General features: G+C 35.0%; 2 protein-coding genes. Both read left to right on the top strand.

All coding sequences use genetic code 11. From position 1 onward, the window contains the following. Positions 1–497: 497 nt before the first annotated feature. Positions 498–1,010, top strand: coding sequence for a hypothetical protein (locus BCU94_RS19370; protein ID WP_102477276.1), 513 nt, complete (start codon positions 498–500; stop codon positions 1,008–1,010). 102 nt (positions 1,011–1,112) lie between these two features. Further along, entirely contained in the window at positions 1,113–1,850 is a 738-nt protein-coding gene (locus BCU94_RS19365; RefSeq protein ID WP_102477275.1) for a hypothetical protein, read from the top strand. The last annotated feature ends 130 nt before the right edge of the window (positions 1,851–1,980 follow it).

Below are 1,980 nucleotides of genomic sequence, written 5' to 3'. Positions count from 1 at the left end.
GTTGAATTTAGTTTATGAGTGAATTTTGGTGATTAATGATGAAATATTCAGTCCTTTGGCAGGAATAATCCCATCAGTAAATTAATGTTGGTGTTGGCAACTCAAAATGAAAGGCGTTATGTTATAACTTCAAAATAATGGGTGGCTATGTATTAGCTATGTATTATGTCACTTCTCGTTATGTCATGCATTTTCATTCACGGTTTTATCTTGTTAAAACCTAACTTGTTGAATATTATGGCAATAAATTAATTTTAAATATGCATAACGAGAAGCAGCTATTCTCGGTTATCTAAATTATCGGTTTCACACTGATTAAAATGTAATTGATTTAAGGTAATTATGTTGATAAGTTACTAAAATCATTAACAATTAAAGCAGTGGTGTAAATGGATTTTCGAAGAGTGCCTCAGGGTGTTTATCGGCATTCCCGCTAAAACGCTGTTAGGGTTCAATATAACAAAGTAGCTCATCTAAAAATTCAAGGAGTAAAATAGATGAAAACAAAACTAGTAATCGCGTCAGCACTTTCTTTTGGAATTACGTTAGCTAATCCCGTTTTGGCAAATGATGATCAGACTCTATTGAAGTGGTTTCATGACTACGGAATTTCAAAGTGTGATAGTTTTATATTGGAAAATAGTAAGCTGAAAAGTAACTGGAATTTTTTCATCAATAGGCATGAAGGCGGTATTGATGGACCTTCAACGGAAGTTACGATCACGCAAATTTTTGGTTCTAAGGGCGATACCGTAAAAACTGAAGATACTTATATTCAAACCGCAAATAAATGCTTTTTGCGGAATACTTTTACATTAACATTCCCAGGTTCATGTTCAGAAAATATGGATGGTAACGATTGGTATGTGTCAACAAAAATGCCAAATAAAGATTATACAACTTATAAAAATGCGGGGGGCTTGGAGATTCATGCAAAAGAAATTTCAATGGGTAATTTCAAAGCGTGTGTACAAGAAGGCTCTCAACGTAATAGTAGCTCACATGGCTAAACCCTAACAAGGCGCTGCACACGGATAAATTACTCGCTGCGCTCCCAATTTACCGGTGAGCGCGGCGTTATGCATTAATCATCATTTTCCATTGGAGCACACATGAGTAGTACCACTGAGTATATTTTAGGTCTGCAAGAAGAAGAAATGAGAGTTTGGATATGTGAACACTTAGACGATGAAGATGCTGATGAAGAAACACCAGGGTGGGATGATTTGGCGCAAGAATGGTCATATATGCAATCTAGTTATGAGGATAACATTCAACAAAATGAATGGTATGCCAGCCATAGTTACTCTGTTATACATAATACATTTCAATCTCAAATTCATAAATTAAAAGACTTATTTGATGCTCCAATAGCAACATATCATGAGGAAACTTTTTATAAAATGGCATATGGTCATGCTGTTACCTTAATGGAATCCTTTTTGGCAGACACCGTTAGATCGTTAATAATTACAAATGATAACTATTTCATAAATGCAATAAATAATGTTGACTGCCTAAAGAAAGCAAAGTTTTCAATTAATGATATTGCTAAGCAGAAAGATGGAGCTAAAGGTTTTGCGGTAACAGAGCTGTCTAAGGTTATGTATCACAATGTTAGTAAAGTCAAAGAAATCTTAAATGCAATTATCGGTAAGAAAATTCAAGTCAATATTACTGCTGTTTCTACCATAACAACCCTTCGTCATGACATCGTTCACCGTGATGGGAAAACTACAGATGGCAAACTTATCAAAGTTGATAGAGAAATTGTAATTGAAACTATCAATTCGATAGAAGAATTTGTAAATACTATATCGCATCAACTCGATTCACATAAAAATGCATAACAGATAAGGATAGGCCGCGCGTAGCCGCGTCCTTATCCCAAGTGTTGAACAAGCCCGAGTGATACCTTTATAGTGTAAATATCGGCGTAAGATCTTACGCTTTTTCGATGTGTGCTGAGCAGTTACATTT

This window comes from Shewanella sp. 10N.286.52.C2 (assembly GCF_002874545.1).
Classification (GTDB): Bacteria; Pseudomonadota; Gammaproteobacteria; order Enterobacterales; family Shewanellaceae; genus Shewanella.
This window is presented reverse-complemented; position numbering and strand designations above follow the sequence as displayed.